We start from the raw sequence: 6410 nt of genomic DNA, 5'->3' as shown, positions 1-6410 counted from the left end.
GGGGGAGTTTCCGGTGACGGTGCATGGGAAGTTGGACCGTAAAGCCCTCCCGGACGTCAACTTCGAACCTCAACCGCTGCAGTATGTTGCGCCACGAACGCCGGTCGAGGAGACGGTTGCCGCAATCTTCGATGATCTGCTGGGAACGTCGACGGTGGGCGTGAACGACGACTTTTTTGCCCTGGGTGGGAACTCTCTCAGTGCGGCCAGGCTGGTTGCGCGAGTGAATTCTGTTCTCGGCGAACGGATCAACATTCGCGACGTCTTCGATGCTTCTACCGTTGCAGCGCTGGCCGAGTTGGCGCAGTGTCGCGGAGGAGAGGGGGCCAAGCCGGCGTTGAGGCCGCGGGGTACGACGACGGATATCCCACTTTCGCCGGCGCAGGAGCGAATGTGGTTTGCGAATCAGTTCGACCCCGAGTCCGCCGCCTACAACGTCGCGTGCGCGTTGAGGCTCGACGGCACAGTGAATCTGAGTGCACTTCACGCGGCATTTGTCGACGTCGTCGAGCGGCACGAGTCCTTGCGCACTGTTTTTCCTCTCACTGACGACGGCCCGCGTCAAGTGATCATGTCTACCTCACAGGTGGTATCGGATCTTGCACCGATACTTGTGCAGGGAGAGGAAGAGCTGCGCGAGCGTTGCCGGCAGATCGTTTCGGATGGTTTCGACGTCATGCAGCAGGTCCCGATGCGCGCCACCTTGTTGCGGCGAGACGACCAGGTCCACTCGCATGTCCTGGTGATCGTGATTCACCACATCGCCGCCGACGGATTCTCCACGGTACCGCTGGCCCGAGATCTCATGAGCGCATACACCTCCCGTGTGAACGGTGAGGCACCGCAGTGGGCGCCGCTCGGGATCCAGTATGCCGACTACGCGTTGTGGCAACGTGGTTGGTTGGGCTCGGAATCGGACTCTCGGTCTCTGATCTCGAAACAGCTCGGCTATTGGGCCGAGAATCTTGCGGGCGCACCGGAGGTTCTCGACATTCCGACCGATCGGCCGCGTGTTGATGTGCGTTCGCTTCGACGCGGACGGATCAGGTTCGTGTTCGGTCCGAAGGTGCATGCCGGTGTGGTTGCCCTGTCGCGCAAACACAACTCCACGGTCTTCATGGTTGTGCACGCAGCCTTGGCAGTGCTGCTGGCGAGGCTCAGTGATGAGGACGACGTAGCCGTCGGAACTCCCATCGCCGGGCGTGGGGAGCGCGAACTCGACGACCTGGTGGGCATGTTCGTCAACACGTTGGTGTTGCGCACTGCAGTGGACCGCGGCGCAACTTTCGGAGACTTCCTCGACCAGGTCCGAAACGTAGATCTGAGCGCCTTCATTCACGCGGACGTGCCGTTCGAAAGAGTCGTCGAGATCGTGAATCCTTCACGTTCGACGGCGTACTCGCCCCTGTTTCAAGTCATGTTGGAGTTCCAAGACATCGAACGGCCTGCACTCGAACTCCCCGACCTGCAGGTGACCGACGTGGGCGTCGAGATCGACACCATCAACTTCGATCTTCAGTTGACGGTGACGCAGAATGCCGGCGCAGCCGGCGAATCGGACGGTCTTCGCGCCGAATTCGGATATGCCACAGATATTTTCGACGAGGAAACGGTAGCGGGCTTCGTCGACCGCCTGCAACGGATTCTCGAGCGCGTTATCACGGATCCGCAATCACGGATCGGAGATATCGAGATCCTCGACGCCTATGAGTCAGCCGAACTGGTACCCGTGCGAGGTGAGATTTCCGCCGCTGTTCAGACCCTTCCGGATTTGCTGACTGCAGCAACAGATATGGCGACTGCCCAGGATCCCGGCGCCGTTGCGCTGGTGTTCGAGGAACGTGAAGTGACCTATCTCGAACTCGACGCGCAGTCGAACCGATTGGCCCGCATGCTGATCGAATCCGGAGTGGGTCCCGAATCGGTGGTGGCGTTGTGTCTCCCACGCTCCATCGAGTCCGTTCTGGCGGTGTGGTCCATTGCCAAGACAGGTGCGGCATTCCTTCCCGTGGACCCGGGACATCCTGCTGCTCGTATCGAGCACATGCTGGGCGACTCCGGTGCAGGGTGGGGGATAACGTCTCGAGCTCACAACGCGGCATTGTCCGGCCTCGTGCCGTGGCTGGTCCTCGACGATGCCGGTTTCGAGGAACGGCTGCGGGCGTACTCGCCATCGAAAGTCACCGACGCGGATCGGAAGGCACCGATTCGCATCGACAATCCGGTCTATCTGATCTACACGTCGGGGTCGACAGGAACACCCAAGGGCGTGACGGTCACACATCGCGGGTTGAGCGACTTCGCGCTCCAGGAGCGTGAGACCTTCGCCGCCACGACCCGATCCAGAACTCTGCACTTCGCTTCGCCGAGTTTCGACGCGTCGGTTCTCGAGCTCGTGATGGCCGTTGGTGCTGGAGCCACGATGGTGATCGTGCCACCGACCGTCTACGGCGGGTCGGAACTGGCGGCGTTACTGGAGCGCGAGCGCGTCACCCATTGTTTTGTGACTCCGGCGGCCTTAACGTCCGTCGACCCAGACGGTCTCACCACTGTCGGTTGTGTCGTGACAGGTGGGGAAGCGTGTCCGCCGGAATTGGTGGCCCGCTGGGCTCCGGGCAGAAAGATGTTCAACGCCTACGGTCCTACCGAGGCAACTGTCGTGTCGAGCATCAGTGCGGCACTGGCTCCGAACGACCCGGTCACTATCGGCACACCTACTCGCGGATTCAGCGAGGTAGTGCTGGACTCGCGTCTGCGAGCGGTACCGGTAGGTGTCGCGGGGGAGTTGTATCTTGCCGGGCCGGCTCTCGCTCGCGGCTATCACCGGCGATACCCGTTGACCGCCACGCAGTTTGTCGCAGATCCCTTCGGTGCGCCGGGAACGCGGATCTATCGCACGGGCGATCGCGTGCGGTGGACGCCCGACCGACGGCTGGAGTATCTCGGGCGCACCGATGCCCAAGTCAAAGTCCGTGGGTTCCGCATCGAACTCGGGGAAGTCGAGGTGGCACTGCAGACGCACCCGCGCGTGGCCCAGGCGGTGACGGCCGTCTGGAACGGCGACGGCAGGGATCGGTTGATCGGCTACGTGGTTCCCGATCGCGGAGCGAGTGTCGATCCGCGAGACGTCCTCGCCCATGCAGGCAAGCGCCTGCCGTCGTACATGGTGCCGGCGGCGGTGGTGGTGCTCGACGCCGTTCCGCTGACGGTTCACGGAAAACTCGACCGCGCAGCGCTTCCCACACCCGATTTCTCGTCCGCCGCCACACCCGACCGGCCACCGCGAACGGAAACCGAGAATCTTCTTGCCGCTCTGTTCGCGCAGGTTCTCGGTCTCGACGCGGTAGGAGTGCATGATTCGTTCTTCGAGCTCGGTGGCGACAGCATCATGTCCATCCAATTGGTGGCCCGCGCTCGCGATGCGGGTGTGATCATCTCACCCCGAGATGTTTTCGACCACAAATCCGTCGCCGCGCTTGCCGAGTCGGCGCACCTTGAGCAGGACAGGCCTGATGTACTCGCGGAGCTACCGGGATCCGCTGTCGGAACTGTTCCACTGAGCCCGGTGGCGCAGTGGATGCTCGACCGCAGCAGTGGCGGGCTGCGTGGCGGCGGAGTGAAACGGTTCTCCCAGGCGCTCTTGCTGACAGCTCCCGCTGATCTCACCCAGGACCTCCTTGTCCGTGGTCTCCAGGTGTTGCTGGACCGCCACGGAATGCTTCGAGCTCGCTTGGTTGAGAGTGACCGGGTCATGGAAGTCTTACCACCCGGCTCGATCTCGGCCGAAGGACTGATCCACCGCGTAGCTGTCGATTCGGTGGACGACGAAGGTTTCAGGGCCTTGGCGTCGGGAGAACTCGAGGCCGTGGCCGACAGCTTGGATCCCGCCACGGCTGACATGGTGCGCGTGATCTGGTTCGACCTGGCCGACAAACCTGACGTGTCGACCGGGCGGGGCCGACTACTTGTGGTGATTCATCACCTGGTTGTCGACGGCGTCTCGTGGCGCATTCTGGTCACCGACCTGGCGTCGGTGACAGCACAACTCCAGGCCGGTGTCACGCCCGAACTGCCACAGATCGGAACGTCGTTCCGGCGATGGGCGCATGGGCTTGTCGAGCACGTGGGCGACCGGAGCGTCGAACTGGACATGTGGAGAACGATCCTGGACGGCGATGACCCGTTGATCGGTTCGCGCCCACTCGATCCCACGATCGACGTCGACGACACGGTCGACACCGTTACAGTGGACATCTCGCCTTCGGCGACCAGGAACCTTCTCACCACGGTTCCTGCGGCATTCCACGCCGGCGTGAACGACGGACTCCTCACCGCTGTTGCGTTGGCCTCGATCGGGTGGCGACGACGCCGCGGTATGGACACCGCTGCCGCCCTGATCACTCTCGAAGGACACGGCCGCGAGGAAGGGGTGGTTCCTGGCGCAGACCTCGCTCGCACCGTTGGTTGGTTCACCACGCTCTACCCGGTGCGCGTGGACCTCGGCGCAATCGACGTCGACGACGCACTGGCCGGTGGCGCCGACGCCGGGCGGGCCCTCAAAGCTGTCAAAGAGTACGTCCGTGCGATCCCCGATCATGGAATCGGATTCGGGATGTTGCGGTACCTGTCTGGCGAGAGCGACCCACTCGGCCGATTCCGTTCTCCTCAGATCAGTTTCAACTATCTGGGCCGGATCAGCTCCTCTGACGGAACACAGGACTGGCTGCCGGTGGAGGGCAATCGAAGGCTCGGCGGAACCCAGAACCCGTCCATGCCTGTGGCGTCCGTGATCGACATCAACGCCGCGGTTGAGGACCACGTCGACGGGCCGTGCCTGACAGCATCTTTCACCTTTCCCCGCGGAGTGCTCGACAGGTCTGACATCGCGGAGTTCGCGGAACTGTGGCGTCGTGCGCTCGACGGACTCACCGCGCACGCGTCGCGACCTGATGCGGGCGGTCTGACGCCGTCGGACATTCCCCTCGTCTCGGTCGACCAACAACAGATCGAACGCTGGGAGAACGACTTCCCCGGATTGCACGATGTCTGGTCGGTGTCGCCCCTTCAGGCCGGGCTGATGTTCCATGCCTCACTGGCGGCCACGTCGACGGACGTCTACACAGCGCAGTTGTGCGTCGAGCTCGAAGGATCGGTTGATTCCGAGCGTTTGCGCGGCGCTGCTGCCGGACTATTGGCAAACCACCCGAATCTGTGTGCAGCGTTTCTCTACGACGTACACGGCCTACCGGTGCAGTTGATTGTCGACGATGCCGTGATTCCCTGGACCGAGGTCGACCTGAGTGATCGCGGATCGGCAACCGACGCAGATCTGGAGCGCCGCCTCGCCGAGGATCGCAGTGCACCCTTCGACCTCGCTTCGCCGCCACTGCTTCGGCTGACGTTGCTGCGAACCTCGCCGACGAGGTGTGTGTTGGTGGTGACGAACCATCACATCGTTCTCGACGGTTGGTCGATGCCGTTGCTGGTTCGCGAACTGTTGATGCGATACGCGGACGACAGTCTCTCGGTCGAGAGGGCCCCGGCCGATCTTCCCGAGACTCCGTCGTACCGCACCTATCTGGAATGGTTGATGCACCGCGATATGGAGACCTCGCTCGCGGCGTGGGAGGACGCCTTGGAAGGCGTCGACGAGCCGACGTTGTTGGCGCCTTCGACGCCGATCGCGGAGCAGCTGGTGCCCGAAGAGGTTGCCGTCGATCTACCCGATTCGGTGCGCGACGGACTCGGTGCGCTGGTCCAACGGAGCGGGATCACGATGAACACGGTGATCCAGGCGGCGTGGGGTGTCCTACTGTCTCGGATGCTTTCCCGTGACGACGTAGTCTTCGGCGTCACGGTTTCGGGCCGCTCACCCGAGTTGTCTGGTGTGGAAAACATGATGGGGCTGCTGATCAACACGTTGCCTGTCCGAGTGCAACTGGATCCGGACGAGACGTGTACGCAGCTGCTCGCTCGACTGCAAAGCGAGCAGACAGCTCTGCTCGATCATCACTATGTCGGACTCGGCGCGATTCAATCTGTCGTAGGGACAGGCAATTTGTTCGACACACTGTCGGTCTTCGAGTCGTATCCGATCGATACCTCGGGGATGGGCGGGAACACCGACATTGCCGGTATGCGCGTCACCGCTGTGAATGCCCGCGACGCCACGCATTACCCGCTCACCGTGCTGTCGGTCGCGGAACCGACGCTGCAGGTCAGCCTGCGGTACCAGCCGGCGGCATTCGACCGCGCCGCGGTCGACACCATTGCACAGCGAATGTCGCGGATTCTTGCCGCCTTCGCAGCGAACGCGGATACACCGGTCGGTGAGGTCGACGTGTTTGTCGCCGGTGAGCGTGGGTTGGTGGTGGGTGGTTGGGATGGTGTGGGGGTTGTGGTGGGGGGTT

The 6410-nt window shown here is 62.8% G+C and carries 1 protein-coding gene; it reads left to right on the top strand.

Going from position 1 to position 6410, the window contains the following annotated elements; genetic code table 11:
* Nucleotides 1–6410 (top strand): amino acid adenylation domain-containing protein (locus tag QRN54_RS33195; protein ID WP_502944083.1); only part of this gene is annotated, 6410 nt, incomplete at both ends.

Origin of the sequence: Rhodococcus sp. MEB032 (assembly GCF_030208925.1) — a bacterium.
GTDB lineage: Bacteria > Actinomycetota > Actinomycetes > Mycobacteriales > Mycobacteriaceae > Rhodococcus_F > Rhodococcus_F qingshengii.
The sequence above is the reverse complement of the archived record's forward strand: the minus strand, read 5'-3'. Positions and strand labels throughout refer to the sequence as shown.